At 38.7% G+C, this 24748-nt stretch carries 25 protein-coding genes, 1 tRNA gene, 5 pseudogenes and 1 other annotated feature; of the genes and pseudogenes, 14 read left to right on the forward strand and 17 right to left on the reverse strand.

Annotated elements, in window-relative coordinates:
- Positions 1 to 36: 36 nt before the first annotated feature.
- Positions 37 to 843, reverse strand: a complete 807-nt coding sequence (locus tag CDG55_RS09270) for a HesA/MoeB/ThiF family protein (protein ID WP_416332995.1) — start codon at positions 841 to 843, stop codon at positions 37 to 39.
- A gap of 143 nt (positions 844 to 986) precedes the next feature.
- A pseudogene (locus CDG55_RS09275) lies at positions 987 to 1765 on the reverse strand (IS3 family transposase); the annotation flags it as partial.
- Positions 1530 to 1643 (reverse strand) — a sequence feature (AL1L pseudoknot). It overlaps the preceding pseudogene by 114 nt.
- Before the next feature lie 65 nt (positions 1766 to 1830).
- Between CDG55_RS09275 and CDG55_RS15650 the strand changes: the two are divergent.
- Together CDG55_RS15650 and CDG55_RS09280 are read left to right on the forward strand one after the other, a co-directional pair.
- Positions 1831 to 2012 (forward strand): annotated as a pseudogene (locus tag CDG55_RS15650) (IS3 family transposase); the annotation flags it as partial.
- 96 nt (positions 2013 to 2108) lie between these two features.
- Positions 2109 to 2540 carry a PPC domain-containing protein gene (locus CDG55_RS09280; protein ID WP_087536179.1) on the forward strand — a complete coding sequence of 144 codons (432 nt, stop codon included), beginning with the start codon at positions 2109 to 2111 and terminating at the stop codon, positions 2538 to 2540.
- Positions 2541 to 2960: 420 nt separating this feature from the next.
- Here CDG55_RS09280 and CDG55_RS09285 read toward each other — a convergent pair whose 3' ends face one another.
- Positions 2961 to 3599 carry a glutathione S-transferase family protein gene (locus tag CDG55_RS09285; RefSeq protein WP_087536180.1) on the reverse strand — a complete coding sequence of 213 codons (639 nt, stop codon included), beginning with the start codon at positions 3597 to 3599 and terminating at the stop codon, positions 2961 to 2963.
- 15 nt (positions 3600 to 3614) lie between these two features.
- Entirely contained in the window at positions 3615 to 4634 is a 1020-nt protein-coding gene (locus CDG55_RS09290) for an NADP-dependent oxidoreductase (protein ID WP_087536181.1), read from the reverse strand.
- Positions 4635 to 4777: 143 nt separating this feature from the next.
- Between CDG55_RS09290 and CDG55_RS09295 the strand changes: the two genes are divergently transcribed.
- The gene (locus CDG55_RS09295; protein ID WP_087536182.1) at positions 4778 to 5386 is read left to right on the forward strand and encodes a TetR/AcrR family transcriptional regulator; all 609 of its coding nucleotides are present in this window, start codon (positions 4778 to 4780) and stop codon (positions 5384 to 5386) included.
- Between the two features lie 221 nt (positions 5387 to 5607).
- Here the strand turns inward: CDG55_RS09295 and CDG55_RS09300 are convergent, their stop codons facing one another.
- Both CDG55_RS09300 and CDG55_RS09305 read right to left on the reverse strand, forming a co-directional pair.
- Positions 5608 to 6285, reverse strand: coding sequence for a type 1 glutamine amidotransferase domain-containing protein (locus CDG55_RS09300; protein ID WP_087536183.1), 678 nt, complete (start codon positions 6283 to 6285; stop codon positions 5608 to 5610).
- Between the two features lie 85 nt (positions 6286 to 6370).
- Positions 6371 to 7528, reverse strand: coding sequence for an iron-containing alcohol dehydrogenase (locus CDG55_RS09305; protein ID WP_087536184.1), 1158 nt, complete (start codon positions 7526 to 7528; stop codon positions 6371 to 6373).
- Between the two features lie 183 nt (positions 7529 to 7711).
- Between CDG55_RS09305 and CDG55_RS15655 the strand changes: the two are divergent.
- A pseudogene (locus CDG55_RS15655) lies at positions 7712 to 8039 on the forward strand (IS3 family transposase); the annotation flags it as partial.
- A gap of 85 nt (positions 8040 to 8124) precedes the next feature.
- On the opposite strand, the gene CDG55_RS09315 reads toward CDG55_RS15655, so the two are convergent.
- The 4 genes from CDG55_RS09315 to CDG55_RS09330 form a co-directional block, all read right to left on the reverse strand.
- Positions 8125 to 8427, reverse strand: a complete 303-nt coding sequence (locus tag CDG55_RS09315) for a putative quinol monooxygenase (protein WP_005160558.1) — start codon at positions 8425 to 8427, stop codon at positions 8125 to 8127.
- A gap of 325 nt (positions 8428 to 8752) precedes the next feature.
- Positions 8753 to 9592, reverse strand: coding sequence for an S-formylglutathione hydrolase (gene fghA / locus CDG55_RS09320; protein WP_087536185.1), 840 nt, complete (start codon positions 9590 to 9592; stop codon positions 8753 to 8755).
- A 228-nt stretch (positions 9593 to 9820) separates the two neighbouring features.
- Positions 9821 to 10933, reverse strand: coding sequence for an S-(hydroxymethyl)glutathione dehydrogenase/class III alcohol dehydrogenase (locus CDG55_RS09325; protein WP_087536186.1), 1113 nt, complete (start codon positions 10931 to 10933; stop codon positions 9821 to 9823).
- Positions 10934 to 10954: 21 nt separating this feature from the next.
- A complete protein-coding gene (locus CDG55_RS09330; protein WP_001133625.1) occupies positions 10955 to 11230 on the reverse strand; it encodes a metal/formaldehyde-sensitive transcriptional repressor in 276 nt (91 codons plus the stop codon).
- Between the two features lie 469 nt (positions 11231 to 11699).
- On the opposite strand from CDG55_RS09330, the gene CDG55_RS09335 reads away from it, so the two are divergent.
- Positions 11700 to 12695, forward strand: a complete 996-nt coding sequence (locus tag CDG55_RS09335; protein WP_087536187.1) for a zinc-dependent alcohol dehydrogenase family protein — start codon at positions 11700 to 11702, stop codon at positions 12693 to 12695.
- Entirely contained in the window at positions 12685 to 13701 is a 1017-nt protein-coding gene (locus tag CDG55_RS09340) for a zinc-dependent alcohol dehydrogenase family protein (RefSeq protein WP_087536188.1), read from the forward strand. The genes CDG55_RS09335 and CDG55_RS09340 overlap by 11 nt, the downstream gene beginning before the upstream one ends.
- 14 nt (positions 13702 to 13715) lie before the next feature.
- Here the strand turns inward: CDG55_RS09340 and CDG55_RS09345 are convergent, their stop codons facing one another.
- The gene (locus CDG55_RS09345) at positions 13716 to 14615 is read right to left on the reverse strand and encodes a LysR family transcriptional regulator (RefSeq protein ID WP_087536189.1); all 900 of its coding nucleotides are present in this window, start codon (positions 14613 to 14615) and stop codon (positions 13716 to 13718) included.
- 135 nt (positions 14616 to 14750) lie between these two features.
- Between CDG55_RS09345 and CDG55_RS09350 the strand changes: the two genes are divergently transcribed.
- From CDG55_RS09350 to CDG55_RS09365, 4 genes and pseudogenes are all read left to right on the forward strand, one after another.
- On the forward strand, positions 14751 to 15491 hold the full coding sequence (locus CDG55_RS09350) for an SDR family oxidoreductase (RefSeq protein ID WP_087536190.1): 741 nt from the start codon (positions 14751 to 14753) through the stop codon (positions 15489 to 15491).
- A gap of 71 nt (positions 15492 to 15562) precedes the next feature.
- A complete protein-coding gene (locus CDG55_RS09355; protein WP_087536191.1) occupies positions 15563 to 16561 on the forward strand; it encodes a zinc-binding alcohol dehydrogenase family protein in 999 nt (332 codons plus the stop codon).
- Between the two features lie 20 nt (positions 16562 to 16581).
- Positions 16582 to 16866, forward strand: coding sequence for a putative quinol monooxygenase (locus CDG55_RS09360; protein ID WP_000156169.1), 285 nt, complete (start codon positions 16582 to 16584; stop codon positions 16864 to 16866).
- A 180-nt stretch (positions 16867 to 17046) separates the two neighbouring features.
- Positions 17047 to 17808: pseudogene (locus CDG55_RS09365) on the forward strand (IS4 family transposase); the annotation flags it as partial.
- A gap of 62 nt (positions 17809 to 17870) precedes the next feature.
- Here the strand turns inward: CDG55_RS09365 and CDG55_RS09370 are convergent.
- A tRNA-Ile gene (locus CDG55_RS09370) sits at positions 17871 to 17947 on the reverse strand.
- A 279-nt stretch (positions 17948 to 18226) separates the two neighbouring features.
- Here CDG55_RS09370 and CDG55_RS09375 point away from each other — a divergent pair.
- A complete protein-coding gene (locus tag CDG55_RS09375) occupies positions 18227 to 18772 on the forward strand; it encodes a 1-acyl-sn-glycerol-3-phosphate acyltransferase (RefSeq protein WP_416332996.1) in 546 nt (181 codons plus the stop codon).
- Positions 18773 to 18914: 142 nt separating this feature from the next.
- A complete protein-coding gene (locus CDG55_RS09380; protein WP_087536193.1) occupies positions 18915 to 19664 on the forward strand; it encodes a YebC/PmpR family DNA-binding transcriptional regulator in 750 nt (249 codons plus the stop codon).
- A gap of 43 nt (positions 19665 to 19707) precedes the next feature.
- Here CDG55_RS09380 and CDG55_RS09385 read toward each other — a convergent pair whose 3' ends face one another.
- Positions 19708 to 20178, reverse strand: coding sequence for an Lrp/AsnC family transcriptional regulator (locus CDG55_RS09385; RefSeq protein WP_087536194.1), 471 nt, complete (start codon positions 20176 to 20178; stop codon positions 19708 to 19710).
- A 456-nt stretch (positions 20179 to 20634) separates the two neighbouring features.
- Complete coding sequence (locus tag CDG55_RS09390) at positions 20635 to 21405, reverse strand: glutathione S-transferase family protein (RefSeq protein WP_087536195.1); 771 nt, start codon at positions 21403 to 21405, stop codon at positions 20635 to 20637.
- A 207-nt stretch (positions 21406 to 21612) separates the two neighbouring features.
- Between CDG55_RS09390 and ychF the strand changes: the two genes are divergently transcribed.
- Together ychF and CDG55_RS09400 are read left to right on the forward strand one after the other, a co-directional pair.
- A complete protein-coding gene (gene ychF / locus CDG55_RS09395; protein ID WP_004661588.1) occupies positions 21613 to 22704 on the forward strand; it encodes a redox-regulated ATPase YchF in 1092 nt (363 codons plus the stop codon).
- A gap of 21 nt (positions 22705 to 22725) precedes the next feature.
- The gene (locus tag CDG55_RS09400; RefSeq protein WP_087536196.1) at positions 22726 to 23571 is read left to right on the forward strand and encodes a GGDEF domain-containing protein; all 846 of its coding nucleotides are present in this window, start codon (positions 22726 to 22728) and stop codon (positions 23569 to 23571) included.
- Here CDG55_RS09400 and CDG55_RS15630 read toward each other — a convergent pair.
- The 3 genes and pseudogenes from CDG55_RS15630 to CDG55_RS09410 all read right to left on the reverse strand — a co-directional run bounded on the left by CDG55_RS15630 (position 23564) and on the right by CDG55_RS09410 (position 24678).
- The gene (locus CDG55_RS15630) at positions 23564 to 23644 is read right to left on the reverse strand and encodes a hypothetical protein (RefSeq protein ID WP_323581313.1); all 81 of its coding nucleotides are present in this window, start codon (positions 23642 to 23644) and stop codon (positions 23564 to 23566) included. The two genes, CDG55_RS09400 and CDG55_RS15630, sit on opposite strands and share 8 nt — an antisense overlap.
- A gap of 3 nt (positions 23645 to 23647) precedes the next feature.
- Positions 23648 to 24016 (reverse strand): annotated as a pseudogene (locus CDG55_RS09405) (hypothetical protein); the annotation flags it as partial.
- Between the two features lie 128 nt (positions 24017 to 24144).
- Positions 24145 to 24678, reverse strand: coding sequence for a DUF962 domain-containing protein (locus tag CDG55_RS09410; protein WP_087536198.1), 534 nt, complete (start codon positions 24676 to 24678; stop codon positions 24145 to 24147).
- Positions 24679 to 24748: the final 70 nt, after the last annotated feature.

The raw sequence follows: 24748 nt of genomic DNA on the forward strand, positions 1-24748 counted from the left end.
TGGTCTTAGTTTAGCAAATTTTGCTCAATTTACCGATCAAGTTGCCTGACAAACTGGACAATTTACATCTTTTTCAAATTTAAGAATGCGTTGCGATAGATTTAAACCATTCCAAAGCAACAATTTTTGCTTTAATGGTGTGAGACCAAGTCCTAAAAACAACAAAGTGTGATGCGCTTGTAATGACGCTATCATTACAGGAGTGGTAGCTAATACACCTGACTCCGCACAACGTAATCCTTCATTGGCATGATCTTCTTTCGGAAACAGACATTCATAACAAGCTGAATCAGCATCCACCATAAACAGTTGCCCTTCAAAACCAATGGCTGACGCACTGATAAGCGGTACTTGATGTTTTCTACACACCGCATTCACTAGATAACGAGTCGTAAAATTATCGCAACCATCCAAGACTACATCTTGATGCTGTACAAGTTCATCAGCATTCGTTTCATCGAATCGTATATTTTGATAGCTAACTTGTATATGCGGATTAATGTCTTTTAGATGCTTTGCCAGTATTTCGGCTTTGTATCGACCTAAATCTTTTGTCGTAAAGGCAATTTGTCTTTGCAGATTACTCATTTCAATCGTATCGGCATCGACAATGGTAATTCTACCTACACCTGCACGTGCCAACAGCTCAGCACTGGTACAACCGATACCACCTGCGCCGATTATTAGCACATTGGCGAGTTTTAGTTTTTCTTGTGCTTCGATATCCCAACCATCTAATAAAATCTGACGACTATAGAGATGCATTTCCTCATTACTTAGCTCAAATTCGTTTTCCAAATGGTCTGACACGGGACTTACTTCTTTATCATCAAAAGTGTTCATGATTTTAAGTCGATGCGGGTTCTGAGGAAAGTAATAAATTAGAACGAACACTGTTTTCTTTTGACAAAAAGCGATTTTACCCCAATATTTTTCTTACTCTTTAACTGAACCATACCGGGTTTGTCGGAGACTTTTTATTTAAGTTAGGCCACCTGACCTAACGGGTTAATCTTATCATAAGACATTGCTTCGAACTCAAAAGGCGATACATAACCCAGTGCACTGTGTACACGCTTTTTGTTGAATCAATCAACCCAACTTAATGTCGCAAGTTGTACATCTGCTAGACCTTGCCAATCTGCTTTTAAATATTCAATCACCTCTGTTTTGTATAAACCATTCACCGTTTCAGCCAGAGCATTATCGTATGAATTACTGTTCGTATTAGCTGCAGTGTAAAAATAACCCTCTAATGGCATTTAAAAACGCCCCCTTTCTTAACACGCTAAACACCTTGTATACCTAGCTTTTGCATCAATCGAGCAACTGTACAGCGCGCAGCAACATAGCCTTGATGTTTCAGTTTTTGCCAAACTTTACGTACACCATATCGACCTGAACTTTCCTTCCAAATTCGTTTAATTTGTTCAGCATGGATGCAAGTCATGTAAATCTCGTTTCGCTTGATGTTCCCTTGCGAAGCAATGCTTCTCATCACAGAGGACTAGAGTTCGGTAATAGGTTGAAGCTGCGATAGGTAAAATTCTACAAATTGCCTCAACACCATATAACGCCTTATTATGGATAAAATCCATCACTATTTGTGTGGGCGGTCGAGCTGCGCCTGGCCGAAAAAAGCGGCTGCTTTACGTAGAATGTTATTAGCACGATGCAGTTCTTTATTTTCATTTTCCAGTTGTTTGATACGTTCTTGATCTGAAAATTGTTGTACTTTGATTGGATTTTGTTGATCTAAGTATTTTTAATGCTCTCATATCAGGACAGTTAATTTCCAGCAAATCCAGCACAGTTGCTGTTGCTTAGGGTTTCTTTCAGTTGTTAAAACAAGAAAGAATTAAGAAGAAAATATATCACAAAAACTGAAGCCAGGTCTAATATCTTTGAATATATTGAGGTGTTCTGCAGTTCAAACGCGGCCTAGTTCCAACGGTCAACGTTCTTCATTAGATTATGAGAGGGTCTATCAAAAGATGGTTATGTGTGTCTAGAATTTTGGTGACTATTCACATTTTTGTTCCATGATTCATGGTTACTTATTACTTATGTTACTATGTCAGGAGCGATACAAGAATTAAGGTAAGCTTATGAAAATAGCGAATACGAAATTACTAGCTAGTGCTTTTATGGCCCTAACTTTAACTATGCTTAGCCCTGCCGTACTTGCAAATGATAACAATGATATACGAAAGACTGTTGTAGTTAAGTTTGCTAAAAAAGCTGACTCTGCAAATTATTACGGAAGGCTAGATGGATACAAGTATGATTCCTACAAATTTTATGCTAAAAAAGGGCAAAAGTTAAAAGTGAAGTTGACTGGAGGAAATGTTGAAACTTACTTATGGGGTAATCAATTAAAAGACTCCATCAATCTTGGAGAATATTCTTCAGAGCTTGATGATAATGGTATTTATATTTTACCTGCTTCAGGTGAGTATGAAATTAGAGTATTACAACCTAGATCACAGGCAAGAAAAGATAAAAAACCTCAATACTGGATGAGTATTAACATTAAATAAAGACTTGCTAGATTCGTTTAAATTTTTATACAAGGGTTCAAAAACTATTGCCAGTTAAGCAGGGCGTGATTTTTACGCATATATGTTTATGTTATTAAAATGATATAGATGACTTGTTTAATACCCTGAGGAATAATTTAATCTGTTTAATCTTGCAGTGCGTTAGTCACGTTTCTTTTAAAAGTTGATTATATCTTTCAGCCTAAACGTCGTGATATTCAAGCCCTTTTGATAGGAATTTGCAGGGGAAGCACAGGCGCAACTTGTCTTAAATAATGGTAATTCCTTATTTTTAAAATAGAGAACGCCCGATGAAATTCATTAGGCGTTTACTTTAAATAAGTATCAGCTTATTTTTTAACTAGATGTACTTATCAAGCACGATTCTTTTTCTCAATTGCCTTTAAAAAATCAATCTTACTATTTTTGACTTTTCACACCATTTTGTTCAATTTGTACTGCGGCTTGCCAGCTAGGTAGTTGGCTTAAACCTGCTACATAACGTTGGATATGGGGATAATTTTCACCTTGTCCCATATGATGAACTAAAGCATGTAGTCCAAAGCCCATCATAAAGTCAGCACCGGTTAAACGGTCTGCCACTAGAAATTCTTTATCTTTTAAATATTCATTTAAATAGCTAAATACTTTATCAAACTCAACTTGAGTATAATTTTCTAAAAATACCAACTTCGTGCCCTGCTTGGTTTCAATCGCATTAAACGTTTTTAACAAAAATGGCAGCATGGCAGAGCTTTCTGAGAAATGAATCCACTGTAGATAATCGACATAGGTAGGTTCATCCATATCTGGTGCTAAATGCGGCGCAAGTTGCTGAATTAATAACTCAACGATTGCGCCTGACTCTGCAATAACTTTGCCATCCCATTCCAATACTGGAGATTTCCCTAAAGGATGGATGGTTTTTAAAGAGTCAGGGGCCAAATGCGTGCGTGAGTCACGATAATAGCGTTTCAGCTCATAGGGCTGCTTGATTTCTTCAAGTAACCACAAAATGCGAAAAGAACGTGATTGATCTAAATGATGTAGTGTAAGCATGATAATTCCTAATTTTTAAATTTTTACAACCACTTTGCCAAAGTTTTCGCCTTTCAACATACCATTGAAAGCATTGATCGTGTTATCTAAACCTTGCACCATATGCTCTTTATATTTGATTTTTCCATCTTTCAACCATTCAGACATTTGCTGATAGAATTCCGGATACTGACTGCCATAATCATCAAAAATAATAAAGCCTTGCATGCGAATACGCTTTTTTAAAAGGGTGGAAATAAAGCCCGGTAAACGGTCTGGCCCTTGTGCTTGCTCGGTAGCGTTATACTGGGAAACCACACCACACACCGGTACACGTGCCGCAGAGTTAAGCAATGGCCATACCGCATCAAACACTTTACCCCCGACATTCTCATAATAAATATCAATACCATTGGGAGCTGCTTGTTGTAATTGTTCTGCAAAATTTTCATCATGATGATTGATACAAGCATCGAAGCCGAGTTCTTCTACAGCATAACGGCATTTTTCAGGCCCACCTGCGATGCCAACCACGCGACAACCTTTAAGTTTGCCAATCTGTCCAACCGTAGCACCAACAGGTCCCGTTGCAGCTGCAACGACTAAAGTTTCACCGGCTTTAGGCTGACCAATGTCCAACAGCCCCATATAAGCAGTAAATCCTGGCATTCCCAAAATACCCAATGCCCAAGATGGATGTTCAGGTTGCATACCTAAGCTTTGACATGCAGTCCCATTAGAAATTGCGTAGCCCTGCCAGCCATTTCCGGAAAGAACCCACTCGCCTTCTTTGAATTTTGGGTTTTTAGAGGCCACCACTTGACTGACTGTTCCACCGACCATCACTTCGCCAATTTCAACCGGTGCTGCATATGAAGGAGCATCACTCATGCGACCACGCATATAAGGATCGAGTGACAAGTAAATGGTTTTTAACAATATCTCGCCTTGTTTAAGTTCATTGAGCTCAACTTGCTCAATACGAAAATCGCTGTGTTTTGGCTCACCCACTGGCCGTTTAGCTAAAACGATGCGTTGATTAATAACTTGTTTCATACATATAACCCCATGTTTTATTTAGAAATATTTCTCTTCACAATCAAAAATTATGATTAAAATTTCTTTACATCCATTGTAGATGAGTTATAATAAAAAACAATACGACTGGTCTATTTTTTACAATAGAGTAAATAATTAATATGAAGCCTAATCCTATTAAAAAGTCTGAAGCAAAGCGCTTACACATTCTTAACACCAGTTCAGACCTGATTTTGCATAAAGGTTTTACTGGCGTAGGATTACAGGAAATTTTACAGAGCTGTGAAATCCCTAAAGGCTCGTTTTATCATTATTTCCAATCCAAGGAAGCTTTCGGATGTGAATTGGTACAGCATTATGTGGATAATTACCAAGTCCGTTTAAATGATGTATGGCGTAGTGATAAATCCCCTTATCAAAAGCTGATTGAGTATTTTAATTTATGGATAGAAGATCCTGAAACACAGTGTGGTTGGGCGGATAGCTGTTTAATTGTGAAACTTGCCGCAGAAGTTGCCGATCTATCTGAAGATATGCGCTCCATTATGTCCGCTGGCGTCGATGATGTAATCGAACGTATTGCTGGTTTAATTGATTTGGGTAAACAGGATCAATCTATCCAAGCAGATACTGAGACCTCGACTTTGGCACAAGTACTTTACCAAATGTGGTTAGGTGCAGCATTACTGAGTAAGTTGCAAAAAGATAAAACACCATTACATCAAGCGCTGAGAGCAACTAAATTTCTATTAAAAGGTGAAGATTCATAAAAATTAAAGGGGCTTAGGAAGTTAAACATATTACAAAGTATGGTAACTTCCTAAGCCCCTAAAAAAATAACCTCCCTTCCTGTATATAGAAAAATAAAGGAAGGAAAGCTATTCTCCCAGGCCCTTCACCATTAAATGAGGGTTATTTTGCTTATTGCACCAGTTGCTCAGAGTCAAAAGTTTATTCACTACTCAGCACCACAACAGGCACTCGCTACTCTTTATTTCAACAATTGAAGTAATGCTGAGGCAGTTGCAGCAGAAGATGCTGGATTTTGTCCAGTAACCAGCAAGCCATCTACTTGAACATGTACTTGCCAATCATCTACTTTAGAATAATGACCACCGTTTTCTTTAAGCATGTCTTCAACTAAAAATGGTACAATTTCAGTCAAACCTACCGCATCTTCTTCAGTATTGGTGAAGCCAGTCACAGATTTACCGCTAACTAAAGGCTTGCCATCACTGGTTTTTACATGACGAAGAACACCTGGGGCGTGACACACTGCTGCAACAGGTTTGCCAGACTGAATCGCCTGTTCAATCAGAGAAATTGAGATCGGATCTTCTGCTAAATCCCACAATGGGCCATGACCGCCTGGATAAAAGACTGCATCATAATCAGCTACAGAGATTTCGCTAAGTTTATGCGTCTGTGCCAATGCTTGCATTGCAGTTGAATCAGCTTCAAAACGATGAGTGGTTTCAGTTTGTGCTTCTGCTAAATTACTTTTCGGATCTAGTGGTGGCTGCCCACCTTGAGGCGACGCCAGGGTAACTTCAGCACCAGAGTCAATGAAGGTGTAATACGGTGCAGCAAGTTCTTCTAGCCAGAAACCTGTTTTCTTACCAGTATTACCAAGCTGATCATGTGAGGTTAAAACGATTAAAATTTTCATGTTATTTCTCCGATATTTTTCAAGATTGAGTAGCATTGTTGCATGATCACTTGTCGTGTAGCGTGACCATGACAGATACGCTTATTTAGATGCTCGCCTCGAGAATTTGGCGACTGATCTCTAATGAAACATTTTTACGTTCGCCTAGCTGTGTAAGATTGTGTGATTTAAGTTGCGTAATGATGATCTCAATATCTGTCTCCCCCAGTCCATAATCGCTAAGACGGGTCGGCAATCCAAGTTGCTCAAAGAAGGCTCGAGTACGAGCAATAACAGTATCAATACGTTGTTCTTCATCACCTTCGACAATCTGCCAGACACGAGCTGCATACTGTAGTAATTTTTCTCGCTTCTCTTGACGACGCACTTGTAGATTGGCCGGCAACACAATGGCCAAGGTACGAGCATGATCAATACCATGTAAAGCCGTGAGCTCATGGCCAATCAAATGGGTTGACCAATCTTGTGGTACACCAGCTCCAATTAGCCCATTCAGTGCCATGCTAGCAGCCCACATCAAATTCGCACGCGTGTCATAATCTGCTGAATCTTCTAAGATTTTCGGTCCAATCTCAATCAGAGTTTGCAATAGACCTTCGGCAAAACGATCTTGTACTTGTGCATTGACAGGGTAAGTTAAGTACTGTTCCATGACATGAACAAATGCATCGACCACGCCATTTGCTAACTGGCGCGTTGGCAAGCTAAAAGTTTTATTCGGATCCAGTACGGAAAATTGCGGAAAAACATAGGGGCTGCTAAATGACAATTTGGCTTGGGTCGATTTTCTGGTGACTACCCCACCGCTATTCATTTCTGAACCAGTTGCCGGAAGGGTGAGAACACTCGCAAAAGGCAAAGCTTGAGTAATTTTAGTACCATGGGTTTCTAAAATCTCCCATGTATCCCCTGTATAATTGACTGCTGCTGCAATAAATTTAGTACCATCAATTACCGATCCACCACCGACAGCCATCAAGAAATCAATCTTTTGTTCACGAATCAGCTCTACAGCTTTCATAAGGGTTTCATAACTCGGATTCGGCTCAATTCCGCCAAATTCATGAATTTCTCTTGCACCTAATGCTTCACGCACCTCAGCTAAAGTACCATTCTTACGTGCACTTTCACCGCCAAACAACATTAATACTTTTGCTTCTGTAGGTACATAGTCATTGATTTTAGCTATTGTATCGCCACCAAAAATAATGCGGGTCGGATTATAAAAGTTAAAATTCAGCATATTTTTATCCTAGGATGATCAGCTAATTGATTTGAAAAACCACCGTTATTCATCAAATAAACTTTAAAAAATTGGACAACACTGCGGCTTTTGACTGCACCATGTGCTAACTATACATAAAAATAGACCAGTCGTCTATTTTTTTTAAAATTATTTTAGCTTACCGACTTGAGTGATGGTTAAACACATTCAGGCTTGTTCTATACCACTTTTATTATTGATGTATTTTCACGAGCGATAGTTGGATGGAAGGTATCAACACGTATGACTACTGACATGGTCGTGAACGCATTGGCTAAAACAGTGAATGGCTCATACAAAACAGAGGTGATTGAATATTTAAAAGCAGATTGGCACGGTTTAGCAGATGTACAAATGCGACAGTAAATTAGATAGATTGGTTCAATATAAAGCATGTACATAGCTGCATTCGTTTATTTACCCTGTTTTGATATTGACCCATTTAAATGATGAGATTAAGCCAATAAATAAAGTAGCCCAACTTGAATAAAAAGCCTCTGACAAACCTCACAGGGTTGAAGTGCTGCCTTTCATTCAAAATTTCAGGCAGCACCCTCATACATTTAAGCGTCGGTTTAAGCTGGTAGTTTACTCGCCAAAACATCTACTTTTTCAATAGACGGTGGCTCTGAAAATAGCTCTTCGGCCTGAGCCATCAACGCAGCTGCAACCTTGCCAGATAAATGTGCTTGGCGACCTTCCTCATCAGGGAATGCATCAAAAATACCAAATGTTGTAGGTCCAAGACGTAGGCCAAACCACGCAACTGTCGCAGGTTCTTCCATTACAATAGGTAAACCGCCTTTAAGGAAAGCTTCCACTTCGTCTTCTTTACCTGGTTTAGCTTCAAGACGGACATATAAAGCTGTTTTAAGCATGACTAAAACTCCACAATTGATTAGAATTCAAACTGATTCTGACATTAATAATTTATGCATATCAGAAAGTTTTGTTGTACAAAGGTTAAAAACCATTTTCCATAGCTGAGCCAAAATTTGGATGTTTATTTCGACATAATGCTATGAATTTATTCAAGTTAATATCATTAACATTTGAATTACAAAATCAAGATATGAGATGATTAACTTCAATCTTAGTTATACAAGGATCAATTGAATCTACCTTAGATTTATAAGCTGACCTCTTCATCTGGAAATTATATTGCTCAAGAAGCATTCAAGAACAACATGTATATCCTCATATCTATGAAAGTTCTTTTGCTAGGAATTTGCTGTGAAACTCTATATGTTTCTCTATAAAGCTCGCAATGAAGTAATAGCTATGGTCATACCCTTCTCTTAGGTTAAGTGTAAGAGGATATTCTTGTTCCAAACAAATATCACTCAGAAGCTTAGGCCTTAACTGTTCTTCAAGAAAATCATCAGCTGTTCCCTGATCGACTAAAATAGGTAAATGAACTTCAGCGTTTTTGATTAATTCAATCGCATCATAGCTTTTCCATAAAGTTTCGGTTTCACCTAAGTAGTGTGTAAAAGCCTTTTTCCCCCAAGGTACTTGGCTAGGTGCAACAATTGGTGCAAAAGCAGAAATACTTTTATACAGCTCAGGATTTTTTAACCCAATTACTAATGCACCATGACCACCCATGCTATGCCCCATAATACTTTGGACTTGATTGGTCGGAAAATTCAGGTCAATCAGATTTCTGAGCTCTTCCACAATATAATCATACATTTTGAAATGCTGTGACCAGGGTGCTTGTATTGCATTTACATAGAATCCTGCGCCTTGGCCTAAATCATAATCTGCATGATCTGGTACATCCTCTCCACGTGGGCTGGTATCTGGTGCAACAATAATGACTTTATGTTCAGCCGCATACTTTTGTGCTCCGGCTTTAGTAATAAAGTTCTGTTCGTTGCAAGTCAGTCCTGATAACCAATATAAAACTGGCAACCGCTCATCTTTGTCATGAGGTGGCAGATATATTGAGAATTTCATTGAACAATTTAATGCTGTTGACTGATGGCGATACACTTCTTGCGATCCACCAAAAGAAGCATGTTTCTCAATTATTTCCATAATCAATTACCTATGTTGAGCAAGACTTCATGAGAAATCGAGTAAACAAAGAGTCTCATATTCTCCACAGAGAATAGTGATAAAGATTTAAAATGTAGGCAGGTTTATTGAACCTATACACGATACCTACACAGACAGATCGGTTTTACAGATAATGTGCCGTTTTAGAGGATTCCATGCATGTCATTCATGATGCACATGCATGGAAAACTATAATGTCTGACGCAATTATTCGTAATGAATTACAGTACGAATTGACTTACCTTCATGCATTAGATCAAAGGCTTTATTGATCTGATCCAAGCCCATCGTATGTGTCACAAATGGTTCTAATTGAATTTTACCTTTCATGGCATCTTCAACCATTCCAGGAAGTTGCGTACGACCTTTTACGCCACCAAAGGCAGAACCTAGCCATTTACGACCAGTAACCAGTTGGAATGGACGGGTAGAGATTTCCTGACCTGCGCCAGCTACACCAATAATTACGGATTGTCCCCAGCCACGGTGTGCACTTTCAAGGGCTGCACGCATCACATTCACGTTGCCAATACATTCAAATGAATGATCTACACCCCAACCAGTCATTTCGACAATGACTTGCTGGATTGGTTTATCGTAGTCTTTAGGGTTTAAGAAGTCCGTTGCACCAAACTCTTTTGCCAGCGCAAATTTATCTGGATTCGTGTCAACCACAATAATACGTCCTGCTTTAGCTTGACGTGCGGCTTGTACGACTGCCAGACCAATACCACCTAAACCAAAGACCGCAACACTATCACCTTCTTGTACTTTAGCTGTGTTGTGTACTGCACCGATACCCGTTGTGACACCACAACCCAGTAAGCAGACATGTTCGTGATTGGCTTCAGGATTGATTTTAGCCAATGATACTTCTGCCACTACCGTGTATTCACTGAACGTTGAGCAGCCCATATAGTGGTAAATCGGTTGACCATTGTAGGAAAAACGAGTGGTGCCATCTGGCATTACGCCTCTACCTTGAGTTTCGCGAACGGAAATACACAAGTTCGATTTTCCAGATTTACAGAATACGCACTCGCCACATTCAGCGGTGTAAAGTGGAATTACATGATCACCTGGTTTGACGCTAGTCACGCCTTCACCAACCTCAACTACGACACCAGCACCTTCATGCCCGAGAATAGCCGGAAAAACACCTTCAGGATCATCGCCAGATAAAGTAAATGCGTCTGTATGACACACACCGGTATGGGAGATCTTGATTAATACTTCACCTTTCTTCGGTGGTGCAACATCAACTTCAACAATTTGAAGAGGTTGACCAGGACCAAACGCAACGGCAGCACGTGACTTCATGGAATAATTCCTTATACAGATCTATTTTAAATATGATTTTAGAATCTTGGCGATTTCAGCCAATTCTTCTTTTCGTTGTTGTTCTGTGGTTTCACCTGATACTAAAGTGTCCTTTAAATGAACCTCCAGCATTTCATTCATTAAACCATTAATAGCACCACGCACAGAGCATATTTGTTGCAGAATTGCACCACATTCCACATTGTCTTCTAACGCTTTTTCAATCGCTTGCGTCTGACCTTTGATCCTTCTGACGCGTAGAAGAATCTTTTTTTTGTCTTCAACCTGATTAGGCATCAGACCTCCTTATTTGCTAGCTTTTATACTATAGTACCCCATAGTATCAAAAAAGCAATAATTTTTATAAATCGAAAAATCAAAAAGCTCTTTAGCGTAAATTTTCTATCCCTGTTTTTTAGTTTTTTTAAATTAACATCATAGAGCTTATGCGAAAGTCATAAAAAAAATGGGACTTTTAGTTCCCATTTTTTATTTTGGCTCATGTTCTTTGTAATGCTGTAACCTTTTAGAATTATGTTTCAAATTTTAGCCACTTTGTAGATACTTTGAACGTTTCAAACCTTGAAAATACTACCGACAGTTTAGATTAAAGTGCCTTTACAGACTGTACTAGAATATTTTTAGTGAGCGGATGATATTTATTATTCATTATTTAGGAATTATTAAATCCTATAAATATCATTTATTGGATTATTTGACTTTGGTACTGTGCATATCATCCCCCAGTTAAGAATAAGGAACAACTATGAATAAGATGATGAATGCTCTTATCCTAGAAAATTTTGGTGATCATGAATTTAAACGTGTAGAACTCCCTATACCTCAACCAGAGGCTGGGCAAGTTCTAGTACGTGTTCATGCTAGTGGTGTAAACCCTATTGATTATAAAATTCGTCTTGGTGAAGCACCATATGCTATGCCAGAGCTTCCTGCCGTGTTGGGAACAGATATGGCTGGGGTTGTAACTGCTGTTGGTGAAGGTGTCACCCACTTCAACGTTGGAGATGAAGTTTACGGTCTGATAGGTGGCGTTCGTGGTCTTCAAGGATCTTTAGCAGAATATGTTGTAGCAGATGCCGATCTGATTGCATTAAAGCCACGCAATATCTCTATGCGCGAGGCAGCAGTACTACCATTAACGTTCCTCACTGCTTGGGAAGGTTTAGTGGATAATGCGAAGGTCCAACCAGGGCAAACTGTACTGGTTCAGGGTGGTGCTGGTGGCGTTGGTTATATGGTTGTTCAGCTTGCAAAAGCACTTGATGCAAATGTTTGGGCGACTGGTCGTACAGCTGATCAATCACTGATTTCAGAACTCGGTGCAACACCTCTCGATTACACAACAGCATCTTCCGATGACATTATTGCTGCAAGCCCTGAGGGTCAAGGTTTTAACATTGTTTACGATACTGTGGGTGGTCCAGTACTCGATGCTTCACTTTCCATGACAACTCACTATGGCCACATTACCAGCTGTGCTGCATTTGGTCATCATAATTTAGCAAGTTCATCTCTACGGTGTGCCACACTGTCTGGCGTATTCGTCCTAATGCCGATGTTAACAGGCAATCGCCGTGCTCATCATGGTGATATCCTTAAGATCGCGACTCGTCTTGTTGAGGAAGGTAAACTGCGTCCTATTGTTGATCCTCGTCATTTTACTCTAGATCAAGCGATTGAGGCTCATGATGCTGTTCAAGATCGCTCTGCCAATATTAAGGTCGTGATTGATGTCATTTAACGCACTTCAGGCCAAGACTTGGCGCTTCAATTCTATTGGAGATACAGATGTTCTAACATTAGAAACACTTCCTGTGGCTTTACCAGCCGCAGGAGAAGTTCTAATCCAGATGAAAACGATCGGACTCAACCGGGCTGATGTGATGTTTCGGCGTGGTACTTATATTCAAAAGGCAGTATTCCCCTCTCGTCTGGGATATGAGGGAGCAGGCGTAGTTCTGGCGATAGGTGAAGGTGTACGCCAATTTTCTCCAGGAGATGCAGTATCGATTCTTCCAACTGACAATCTAGCCAAATATGGGACATATGCGGACAAGCTTCTGATTCCAGAAACTTTTTTAGTTCATAAACCCGATAGTTTAAGCTGGGAAGAAGCTTCTTCAATCTGGATGCAGTATTTGACGGCTTGGGGTGGTGTAATCCATGCTGGTGGCGTTTCGAAAGGAAAAACGATCTTGATCACAGCAGCTTCAAGCAGTGTAGGACTAGCTGCGATACAGATCGCTGAAGCAGCGGGTGCTAAGGTCATTGCAAGTACACAGACGATAGAGAAAAAGCAACGCTTATTAGATCTCGGTGTTAAAAATGTTATAGCCAGTGAAGATGAACCCGATTTGTATGAGGCGCTTGTTTTACGTTTGGGTGGAGAACATCTTGATGTCGCCTTCGATGCTGTAGGAGGACCTCATATTGAACAGATTACCAAAGCGATGTCTGTAGGAGGAACGATGGTTATGCATGGTGCACTTAGCCCTGAGATCACACCATTTCCCCTTAAAGTTGCGTTACGCAAGAGTTTAACTATGCGAGGTTTTTTGTTCCTTGAGGTTCTGCATGACCCTGTTCTAAGGGAGCAAGCCAGACGATTTATTCTGAGCAGTATAGGTGCAGGATATCTTCGTCCAGTGATCGACCGTTGCTTTAACTTTGAGGACATGCATGACGCTCAGCGCTATCTTGAATCAAATCAGCAAATAGGAAAAATTGTAGTTACTCTAGATACGTGATGGTCTGATCTGATTCAGGTTTCTATACGGCCCAACACTTCCGCTAAGTAATCAAACAATGCTCGGATTCGCAAAGGTGTCGGGCCCCGCTGTGGACGATATAAATACAGGCGCCAAACAGGAGAGGTTTCCTCATGAAGTATCTGAATGAGCTTACCACTCCTAAGCCACGGCAAAACTAGAAATCCAGGCATGTGTCCGAATCCGACTCCAGCGAGAATCGCTTGAAATTCAGCTTCTAGATCATCTGTAATAAAACGGGGCTTTGATGGCGTGAAGCTTCGACTTTCGGTGAATGTCCATGGCCAGTAACGTCCTGTTTTATGATCGATTAATGCTGTTAGAGGGTATTTATCTAGGTCAATAATTTTTTTAGGCATTCCAACCTTATCAATTAACTTTGGCGTACCCACAGAATAAAAGTTCACTTTAGCCAATTCCCTTGCCACATATCGATTGTCCGGCAAAAATCCAAATCTGATCCCGATATCTATTCGCTCATCGATCACATCCGAGTGTGAATCTGTTAGCACACAATCCACGACAATATCTGGATAACGTTTGGCAAATTCTGCTAGTGCAGGTACTACCAATTTACGCCCTAACACAGACGACACAGTAAGACGGACAGTCCCACGCATTTCATCTCGTTTTTCCTTGGTGTCTTTTACAAACAAAGCATCGATCGATCCCACCGCAAAACGTGCTTGCTTTGCCAGACGCTCTCCATCAGCGGTAATTTTAATTTGTCGAGTACTCCTGTAGAACAGAATCTCTCCGCGCTGCTCTTCTAGCTCTTTTATTGCCCGTGTCACTGCCTGTGGGGAAATACCCAGCTGAGTTGCTGCCTCTTTAAAATTTCGAGACTCTGCTGCGACACAAAAGATACGCATCATTTCCAATTTGTTATGCATGACCAATCCTGTGTTATGGCAATTATTCCGTAAATAGGAATTCTGAAAGATAATATTATTCATTTATTATACTTAACAAGGCTGTAATACTTAATCCATCAAATATGATTGACAGATAGGTTGAAGGTTACTTGTATGAATAATATAGAAAATAAAGTTGTTGTGATCACTGGTGCAAGTAGTGGTTTAGGTGAAGCTACTGCTCGCTTACTTGCTAAAAAAGGTGCAAAAGTTGTACTTGGTGCTAGACGTACTGAAAAATTAGAGGCTATTGTTCACGACATTCGTGCTGAAGGTGGTCAAGCTGAATTTATTGGTATGGATATAACCAAACCACATGAAGTACAAGCACTTATTGAAAAGGCATTAAGCGCATTTGGTCAAATCGATGTAATGGTAAACAATGCTGGATTAATGTCTATTGCACCATTAAGTGAGCTAAAAGTTGATGAATGGGATCGTATGATCGACATTAATATTAAAGGTGTTCTTTATGGTATAGCAGCGACACTACCTGTTTTCCAAAAACAAAACTTTGGACACTTTATTAATCTCGCATCTGTTGCAGGGATAAAAGTATTTAGTCCAGGAGGTACTGTTTATAGCGGTACTAAGTTTGCTGTAAGAGCCATCTCTGAAGGACTTCGTCATGAAGTTGGGGGAACAATTAGAACGACGACTATTGAGCCTGGTGCAGTTGAGTCAGAACTAAAATTCGGTTCTTCTCATAAAGAAAGTTCAGAGTTTGTTACTGATTTCTACAAACAAGCCATACCAGCTGACTCAGTCGCTCGAGCAATTGCTTATGCAATTGAACAGCCTGCGGATGTAGATATTAATGAAATTGTTTTACGCCCAACGAGCCAAGAGTTTTAATAATTGAATAACAAAAAATGGGAGCACCTCGCTCCCATTTTTACTATATTTTTAAAGTTAAGGACAAATCTATGAAAGCCGTATCGTATGTTATCAATCACCATGATGATTTTAAAAATTCATTGGTAGATATTGAAAAAGCGAAGCCTACGCTTAAGGAGCGTGATGTACTGGTAAAAGTTCAGGCAATCTCTGTGAATCCAGTGGATACCAAAGTGAGAAAAAATTCGTCTGAAGCAAATAATCGTATTTTAGGTTGGGATGCCGTTGGGGAAATTATTGAAGTTGGCTCAAAAGTTACCTCTTTTAAAGTAGGAGATTCTGTTTGGTATGCTGGTGATTTAACCCGAAATGGTAGTAATGCTGAGTTTCAAGCAGTCGATGAACGAATTATCAGTCTTAAACCAATTACAGTATCTAATGCAGAAGCAGCAGCATTGCCATTAACTGCTATCACGGCATGGGAAATGCTGTTTGATCGGTTTCAAATTTCAGAAACAGAAGTTGGCAGTATTTTAATTATTGGCGGTGCAGGTGGTGTAGGATCAATCGCTATCCAACTCCTAAAAGCAAAAACAAATCTGACCGTTATAGCAACAGCTTCACGTGAAGAAACGAAATCTTGGGTGGAATCACTTGGTGCCGACCATGTCATCGACCATAGCAAAGATTTAAACGAACAAATCGAAGCACTAGGTATTGAAAAACCAAAATACGTATTCTCTACAAATCATACAGAAACATATACCAAGCAAATAGTTTCTCTGATTGCACCACAAGGCAAGCTTGGATTGATCGATGATCCACAAACATTTGATATTATGCCGTTTAAGACTAAATCTATTTCTATCCATTGGGAGCTGATGTTCACCCGTTCAATGTATGAAACTGATGATATTGAAAAACAAGGTGAACTGTTGCAACAGGTTGCCCAATTAGTTGACCAGCAAAAAATTAGAAGTACCCTCAACCAAAATCTAGGCAAAATTAACGCTGCAAACTTGGAGAAGGCGCATAAGTTGCTTGAATCAGGTAAGTCAAAAGGCAAAATTGTACTAGAAAACTTCTAAAACAAACTCAAGGTGAAATAATGACTATTTCAGTAATTGCGAACATTAAGGCAAAATCAGATCAAAAAGAGACGTTAGAAGCGCTTTTAAAAAGTGTAATAGAGCCTACGCTTCAAGAAGAAGGATGCTTGAAATATGAGCTTTATATTAGCGAAAATGACTCGAGTAGATATTTCTTCTTAGAAGAATGGCGTAGCAGAGAGGATTTAGATATCCATCTAGCCTCTGATTATATTCAAAGTTTATTTGGTAATATCCAATCGCTCATTGAATCAAGTGATATTGTAGAAATCAAAAAAATATAGCTGTATACGGACGTTATGATGAAGTATTTTTCAAATTAACATAGAGACTTAGAAAGTTAATATAAAAATGGGAGCTCTAAGCCACTACTGTCCCATAGTTTGCTTTAAATAAAAAAACCTGAGTCTAAATAGTTAAAATATGAGTGCAAACAAACACTTTAACTATAAAGGACTCAGGTTTTGTCACATCAGAATACCGTATTTCATCAATTACTCAAACCCATTCTAAGACAAGATTTTGAACGTCTGACTAAACTGCACCACTCTGGGCAAAAATTAAGATCAGCCACTCGCTGGGATCAGTTTGTTGCCATATTGATGTCCCAACTTTATTGTCGGCAAAGCTTAAGAGACATTCAATCCAATCTCGAATCCCAGCAGGAAAAGCTTTATCACCTTGGTGCCAAAAGAATTGCACGAAGTGCGTTAGCAAGAATCAATGAAGAACAACCCGCTCGCTTGTATCAACAATTGTTTATCCAACTACTTCAACATTGTGAAAATTCCAAGATTGCTCATAAATTTCGATTTAAAAATCCATTCTATTCACTTGATGCGAGTCATATTGATCTTTCACTGTCATTGTGTGAATGGGCAAAAGTACATGAGTCCAAAGCAAGCATAAAACTTACAGTTGGGTTAAATCATAGCAACACTATTCCTGAGTTTGTTGCGCTTGGTGATGGTATTGAAAATGACGTGGTTCAAGGCAGAACATTTAAATTCCCGCCTGGAAGTATCGTTGTATTTGGTAAAGGGTATGTTGATTACCAATAGTTTGCAGAAATAACCAACCAAAATTTCAATTTTGTTACTCGGTTGAGACCAAAGACAGTTTATGAGGTGAAATCAAAACAAGACGTGTTAGCCAGTAAGGGGATTCTTGCGGATGAATATATTGAGTTGAGTAGTGATTATGCTAAAAACCGTGGTGCACCTAAGCGATTAAAATGAAAAAACAAAAAAACCACTTACGATTAGTACACGTAAGTGGTTGTTTTATATGGTGGGCCCAGACAGACTTGAACTGTCGACCAACGGATTATGAGTCCGCTGCTCTAACCAACTGAGCTATAGGCCCTAAACTTTGATCATATATTTGATATGAAAAATGCGCCTTGATCTTAGTTAAATTTAACTTAAATTACAAGCAGATGATTTTATCAAATTACTAAAATAGTGTTAAAAATCATAAACTGAGCTGATTCTATATGATCTTTACAGCTTGAGTAAAGATGATATTGCACTATTTTGATCATTAATAAGACATCTAAATTTATTTCGATATGGTCTTGTCGGATATATGTTTTCCTAAAAAGTCGTATTACACTGCTGCGACTCAAAGCCTATGATGATAAACATGAAAAAATTTTTAGGAAAATCTATTTTTAAAGCAACAGGTTGGCAATACAATGTTGATCCAAAACTTCTAGAAAAAAAACAAGTTATTATTGGATTCGAGCATACATCAAACCTAGATACCATCCTTTCTCTGGCTTTATTTGAAATTTTAGAATTAAAAATACATATACTGATAAAAAAAGAACTATTCAAAGGCCCTCTCAAGCCTATTTTAGAAAAACTTGGTGGTATTCCTGTTGATCGCAAAGCCAACAAAGATATCGTGACTCAAATGGTTGATCTATTTAATCAAAATGATAATTTTAATTTGGTTATAGCTCCTGAAGCGACACGAGCAAAAGATGGTGAAGCGCGAAAACCCATTCGCACTGGTTTTTGGCATATTGCAAAAGCAGCCAACGTACCGATCATCTTGATGTATGCAAATGCTCGAACTAAACAAGGTGGCATTTTAGGTAAAATTCACCCTACTGATCTACAACAAGATTTAGAAAAAATCAAAGCACTATATACCGAATATGATATTGATGTAAAAATTAACTAAATCGTCTGAACCATCTGATCATTTTTTGATGCTTAATCAAAATTTTAAATTTTGAATATGAGCTATGGCAGTTTTCAAGAAAACTATCGCTATGCTAATATTCACGCACTTTTTTGAGTTTTAATTTTTTGGAGTTACTTCCATGGCGGGTCATTCTAAATGGGCCAATATTAAGCATCGTAAAGCTAAACAAGATGCAAGTCGCGGTAAAGTTTTTACCAAATATATCCGTGAAATCGTAACCGCTTCTAGATTGGGCGGCCCAGATGCGGCGAGTAACCCTCGTTTACGTGCTGTTGTTGAAAAAGCACTTTCTGTGAATATGACACGTGACACCATCAACCGTGCGATCCAACGTGGTGCTGGTGGCGAAGATAATGATGATTTAAAAGAAGTAACCTATGAAGGTTATGGTGTTGGTGGTGTTGCAGTTATCGTTGAAACCATGACTGATAACTTAAACCGTACTGTTCCAGATGTTCGTCATTGTTTTTCTAAAACCAATGGCAACTTGGGTACCAATGGTTCGGTGGCTTATCTGTTCACAAAACGTGGCGAAATTTCTTTTGAAGATGTTTCTTTAGAAGACAAAATCATGGAAGTCGCTTTAGAAGCGGGTGCTGATGATATCGAGATCGATGAAGATAGTATCTTGGTAATCACCAGTCCAGAGAGCTTTGGTGATGTTCAGGATGCACTTACAGCAGCAGGTCTAAAATCTGATAATGCTGAAGTTGTGATGAGCCCATCAACTAAAGCTGAAATCAATGATATTGATCAAGCCAAACAAATCATGAAAATGATTGATATGCTTGAAGATCTTGATGATGTTCAAAACGTTTATACCAATGTTGAATTCTCTGAAGATGTATTAACGCAACTTGATGCTTAATTCATTCAGATCAGTAAAAAATGCATCTTTTTAGATGCATTTTTTATAACTTATTTAACAGTTTATAGCAGTTAAATACGTTGTATTCTTTGATCACGAAACTAGAATGTAGCGCAACGACGCTGTCAATTTTACCAATACGGCGTAATAGAATTTCACTATAGTCATCCATATTACGAGCCACCAATTCCAAAATAAAATCGGCGCTCTGCCCTGTCACTAAAAAGGCATTGGTGACTTCAGGAATATCTTCAATTTCTTGTAGAAATTTATCAAAAGTTTCGCTGTCATGCTTACTAAGCGACACTTGCAAAAGAATGTGCAGACTAAAACCAAGCTTATTAAAATTAATTTCTCGTTTGAGCTTTCCCATCACTTGGGATTCAATCAGGTTTTTAATGCGTCGATGCACCGAACTCACTGAGAGATTAATACGCTCTGAAAGCTCATTTAGATTGACATCTTCATGGGTCAAAATTTCAAGAATTTGTTTATCAAAACGATCCAATTCCATTCTACAGTTCTCACTCTGAATTTATGCTTCTATCGGAACTGCTCAGTCAGTAATTTTTAAGGGTCAAGGGAAAACATTCGTTTAACTTTTGACGATGCTGCATGGATAACGCAAACATGATTCCGATAAACTTTTGGTTTATCTTTGTCTCAAAGCCGAAACAAGACCTTTTGAGCAACTGTTCAACTCATCTCCCAATAGTGAACAACTCGTTTCGATCCCCATCACACCCTGAAACATAAGATAGCAAAGACTTTTTATAATTATTTCCCTCTTTTCAGTTTTTTTAAAGTAAATTTGGCAATAATTTCTAATATTTTCTATTTAAAACGAATTTTCTTTCAATAATTAATTTTATTCACCGATAATTTTTTACTTTATTGACTATTTTGATCTTTTCTTTCTCATAAAAAAGCCCCGATTATTTTCAATCAGGGCTTTATTCACCAACAAATCTTATAAACCGCGCCAATCAACCCGTGCATTACGTTCAGTCGCATAAATACGCTGTGCATATTGTCCAAGCGGTAAATCTAATAAATAGTCATGATATTCCTTCAATTCACCCGTGAATTGTTCAATATCATCATTTTCCAATTCCCACGGCGTACCTTTAATCACGAGTAAAGGCGCAAGAATTGAACAAACTGCTATATCTGCTAAACCTAGACGATCGCCAACCAAATAACGCCCTTGATTATCAATCAAGCGTTGATTAAGGTCGGTAATCAGCTCAGTCATTCTCACTTTAGATTTTGCGACTTTCTGAGGATTTAACTTATAGTTTGAAGAAACTAAACTCTTTAAAATTGGTTTAGAAATTTTTTCAAACTGGCGTAAATAGCCTTGCTCACCCATCATAATTTCTAGTGGATGATCGCCAACAGATAACGCTTGCGCCAATGACCAACGTCGGACATGCACACCCAGCTCACCCGATAATTTATCAATTTCTAAAGCTTGCTCACGTAACTGTTCATCACGTCTCAATAATGCATGTTCAGGATAAGTACTATCAAGATATAAAGCGATTTGTGTTGAATCAGCAACCCAGCGTTTATCATCTTTCAACATCGGCAATAGATATTGCCCAGATTTGAGATAGGTAAATGCTCGGTGAAAACCAGGAATTAAATTATGTGCCACATAGTCCAATTCCTTATGATCTAACAACCAGCGAGCTTTTTCACAATAATGAGACAAAGGAAATTGGTATAAAACCCGCATAAACTCTCCAAATTTATTTTTCTACTCGATCAAACCTAAGGTTTGCTCTACTTTAGAAGTAAAAATGAATGATTACAATGTCGTTTTTTTCCTATCTCCTGTAATTTGGGCAAGATCAAGTTTTCATTACGGCCATGACCTGACTTTGTCATGGCTTTCATGTAAAATCATCAGCAATTTTTAAATAACACATTTGTGAGTGGTTTCATGGGTTTTAATTGCGGTATTGTTGGTCTGCCAAACGTAGGTAAATCTACATTGTTCAATGCATTAACAAAGGCAGCGATTGCAGCTGAAAACTTTCCGTTTTGTACCATTGAACCGAATACAGGCATTGTCCCTGTTCCAGATCCACGCCTAGATAAACTTACAGCGATTGTTAAACCTCAACGCGTTATTCCAACTACGATGGAATTTGTTGATATCGCAGGTTTAGTTGCTGGTGCATCTAAAGGTGAAGGCTTGGGTAACCAATTCCTTGCCAATATCCGTGAAACAGATGCGATTGCTCATGTAGTTCGTTGTTTTGAAGATGAAAATGTGATTCACGTAAATGGTAAAATTGACCCATTAGATGACATCGCAACCATCAATACTGAACTTGCGCTTGCTGACCTTGATACCGTTGCAAAAGCTTTGTTACGTTTAACTAAAGCGGCAAAAGGTGGCGATAAAGATGCGATTGCCACTAAAGCAGCTTTAGAAAAAATTCAACCTTTACTCGATGAAGGCAAACCAGCACGTGCGGCTGACCTTTCGGATGATGAACGTAAAGCTGTTCGCGGTTTCGGTTTAATGACGCTTAAACCAACTATGTACATTGCCAACGTGGCAGAAGACGGTTTTGAAAATAACCCACATCTTGATGCAGTAAAAAAACTGGCTGCGGAAGAAAATGCGATTGTTGTTCCCCTTTGCAACCAAATCGAAGCTGAAATTTCATTATTAGAAGATGAAGATCGCGCTGAATTCTTGGAAGCGATGGGTATGGAAGAACCAGGCTTAAACGTGGTGATTCGTGCAGGCTATAGCTTACTTGGCTTACAGACATATTTCACAGCGGGCGTTCAAGAAGTTCGCGCGTGGACGGTTAAAGTCGGTGCGACTGCGCCACAAGCAGCGGGTGTGATTCATACCGACTTCGAAAAAGGCTTTATCCGTGCTGAATGTGTTGCTTATGATGACTTCATTCAATACAACGGTGAAAGCGGTGCCAAAGAAGCAGGTAAATGGCGTTTAGAAGGTAAAACTTATGTCGTACAAGACGGCGATGTATTACACTTCCGTTTTAACGTGTAATTATTTCAATATAAAGACACTATGGAAAGAACATTAGAACGATTATTCGCACATAATCCAATGATACGGCGGTTGTTGATTCTGCTCATCACTGCTGTGCTTGGTATGATTGACTTGGCAACAGGTTATGAGTATTCGTTCTCGGTGTTCTATCTACTGCCTGTTTCAATTGCAGCATGGTACGACCAATTTAAGATCACTGCGCTGACCATTATGCTGTCAGGCATGACTTGGTTGATTGCAGACATTCATGCTGGTCATCATTATTCCAATACATTTATCCCTCTTTGGAATGCTTTCGTTCGTTTAGGTTTCTTTTCAATTGTTGCATTTTTGCTGATCAATGTGCGTAAAAACTGGCAGGAAATGAAAAATTTAGCAATGAAAGATCAGCTCACCTCTCTCGATAATAGCCGTGCTCTCGATATTGAATATCGTATTTTGCGTAAATTAAATTTTCGTAAACAGTCGCTGTTCGCTGTTGGAATTATTGATCTCGATGGTTTTAAAGCAGTGAATGATACTCATGGGCATCATCGTGGTGACGAAGTTTTATTACAATTTTCACAAATTCTAAAAAAATCATGTCGTTCTTCAGACATTGTTGCCCGTTTAGGCGGTGATGAATTCGCAATTATTTTATTAGATATTGATGAAACCCAAGCATATCTTTGTGATCATCACTTGCGAACATTATTTGCAGAAAGTGGCTTAAATCAAAAATATGGCGTCGATTTTAGTATGGGTTTAGCCATTTTATCTGAATTGCCAGAAAACCTAGAAGATGCAACCAAGACAGCAGATCAGCTCATGTATCAATCAAAATCTTTAGGTAAATCACAAACCACGATTCAATCATTTATTTGACCCATTGCGTCGGTGTACAAGCTGTGACCTTTTTAAATATTCGAATAAAAAAACTTACATTTTCATAGCCCACTTCATAAGCAATTTTCGGCCAATTCAGTTCATGTTTTTGACGACAACCACAAGATTCACACACCTCTCCGCCTTTATTCATTGCAGAGTAAGGCACAGACCATTTTTGTACATCATAAGTCTCAGGTAAATCGCGGATCTGCTGCAAATCAACTGATAAATTGGGATAGTAAAAAGCAGCATTCCAATAACCACCACAACTATCCTGAAAGCGCTGATATTCAAAATCAGCATGTTGTTGGAAATACTCGACATCTTTCTTGAGTGTTATCTTGGCTATTCTGGCAAATTCGAAATTAGCTTTACCGACACAACATGGACATTTAATTTCTAATTTTTCAGGTAAGGACCAATATTCATAAATTCCTGTCATTTGCTCTTTAATAATAAATCATCAACCTAAACTGAAAATAAGCTTAGCAATTAGATCAAGCTTTTAGAATCAGTAAATGAAAAAGCCAAATCGTTATGAGCTTGGCTTTTTAACTTGCAATAGATCAATTAAGATGCTGTTTGGACTTTCATATCCATCGCGGCACGTTTGCTTTCAGCTTCTTTCAAAATACGTTGATGTAATGGTTTACGGTAACCTAGTAAGAATACAAACTCAGCTAAAACGAACAATGGGCCAATTGCCAAACCAATCAGATCATCAACAAATGCTGGTTTTTTCTTTTCAAAATAATGTCCTACAAACTGAAAAACCCAGCCTACAACAAAAATACCAACACTTGCACCTAACCAACTCCACATGGATAAAGCCGCAACTTTTAAAGTTAGAGGGTAAGCCAACACCAATAAAATCAGCATCAATGCACCAAACAACTTATCAAGTGTAAGATAATAAATACTACTTAAAGCAATCAGTATCATAGCTAAGGTTATAGAGAAACCAGAGATTTCAATACCAGCTCGTGCAGTTAAGCATAGGATAGAGAAAACGATTAAAGGAATGCCTACAAAATGAGTCATAATATTATTTCGATCTAAATGGTAAGCAGCATACTGACTGAGTTGTCTTTCAAAATTTGTCATTGCTCATTCCTCATATATTTAGTTTATGCTGTTAATCTACAAGAAATGAGTATGTGAAATTGTCATATAG

The organism is Acinetobacter sp. WCHA45 (assembly GCF_002165255.2).
Classification (GTDB): Bacteria; Pseudomonadota; Gammaproteobacteria; order Pseudomonadales; family Moraxellaceae; genus Acinetobacter.

Bases quoted from the DNA above. Each gene is read 5' to 3' on its own strand.
- CDG55_RS09270 (WP_416332995.1), bottom strand. From the start codon at position 843: ATGAACACTTTTGATGATAAAGAAGTAAGTCCCGTGTCAGACCATTTG.
- CDG55_RS09280 (WP_087536179.1), top strand. From the start codon at position 2,109: ATGAAAATAGCGAATACGAAATTACTAGCTAGTGCTTTTATGGCCCTA.
- CDG55_RS09285 (WP_087536180.1), bottom strand. From the start codon at position 3,599: ATGCTTACACTACATCATTTAGATCAATCACGTTCTTTTCGCATTTTG.
- CDG55_RS09290 (WP_087536181.1), bottom strand. From the start codon at position 4,634: ATGAAACAAGTTATTAATCAACGCATCGTTTTAGCTAAACGGCCAGTG.
- CDG55_RS09295 (WP_087536182.1), top strand. From the start codon at position 4,778: ATGAAGCCTAATCCTATTAAAAAGTCTGAAGCAAAGCGCTTACACATT.
- CDG55_RS09300 (WP_087536183.1), bottom strand. From the start codon at position 6,285: ATGAAAATTTTAATCGTTTTAACCTCACATGATCAGCTTGGTAATACT.
- CDG55_RS09305 (WP_087536184.1), bottom strand. From the start codon at position 7,528: ATGCTGAATTTTAACTTTTATAATCCGACCCGCATTATTTTTGGTGGC.
- CDG55_RS09315 (WP_005160558.1), bottom strand. From the start codon at position 8,427: ATGCTTAAAACAGCTTTATATGTCCGTCTTGAAGCTAAACCAGGTAAA.
- fghA (WP_087536185.1), bottom strand. From the start codon at position 9,592: ATGGAAATAATTGAGAAACATGCTTCTTTTGGTGGATCGCAAGAAGTG.
- CDG55_RS09325 (WP_087536186.1), bottom strand. From the start codon at position 10,933: ATGAAGTCACGTGCTGCCGTTGCGTTTGGTCCTGGTCAACCTCTTCAA.
- CDG55_RS09330 (WP_001133625.1), bottom strand. From the start codon at position 11,230: ATGCCTAATCAGGTTGAAGACAAAAAAAAGATTCTTCTACGCGTCAGA.
- CDG55_RS09335 (WP_087536187.1), top strand. From the start codon at position 11,700: ATGAATAAGATGATGAATGCTCTTATCCTAGAAAATTTTGGTGATCAT.
- CDG55_RS09340 (WP_087536188.1), top strand. From the start codon at position 12,685: ATGTCATTTAACGCACTTCAGGCCAAGACTTGGCGCTTCAATTCTATT.
- CDG55_RS09345 (WP_087536189.1), bottom strand. From the start codon at position 14,615: ATGCATAACAAATTGGAAATGATGCGTATCTTTTGTGTCGCAGCAGAG.
- CDG55_RS09350 (WP_087536190.1), top strand. From the start codon at position 14,751: ATGAATAATATAGAAAATAAAGTTGTTGTGATCACTGGTGCAAGTAGT.
- CDG55_RS09355 (WP_087536191.1), top strand. From the start codon at position 15,563: ATGAAAGCCGTATCGTATGTTATCAATCACCATGATGATTTTAAAAAT.
- CDG55_RS09360 (WP_000156169.1), top strand. From the start codon at position 16,582: ATGACTATTTCAGTAATTGCGAACATTAAGGCAAAATCAGATCAAAAA.
- CDG55_RS09375 (WP_416332996.1), top strand. From the start codon at position 18,227: ATGAAAAAATTTTTAGGAAAATCTATTTTTAAAGCAACAGGTTGGCAA.
- CDG55_RS09380 (WP_087536193.1), top strand. From the start codon at position 18,915: ATGGCGGGTCATTCTAAATGGGCCAATATTAAGCATCGTAAAGCTAAA.
- CDG55_RS09385 (WP_087536194.1), bottom strand. From the start codon at position 20,178: ATGGAATTGGATCGTTTTGATAAACAAATTCTTGAAATTTTGACCCAT.
- CDG55_RS09390 (WP_087536195.1), bottom strand. From the start codon at position 21,405: ATGCGGGTTTTATACCAATTTCCTTTGTCTCATTATTGTGAAAAAGCT.
- ychF (WP_004661588.1), top strand. From the start codon at position 21,613: ATGGGTTTTAATTGCGGTATTGTTGGTCTGCCAAACGTAGGTAAATCT.
- CDG55_RS09400 (WP_087536196.1), top strand. From the start codon at position 22,726: ATGGAAAGAACATTAGAACGATTATTCGCACATAATCCAATGATACGG.
- CDG55_RS09410 (WP_087536198.1), bottom strand. From the start codon at position 24,678: ATGACAAATTTTGAAAGACAACTCAGTCAGTATGCTGCTTACCATTTA.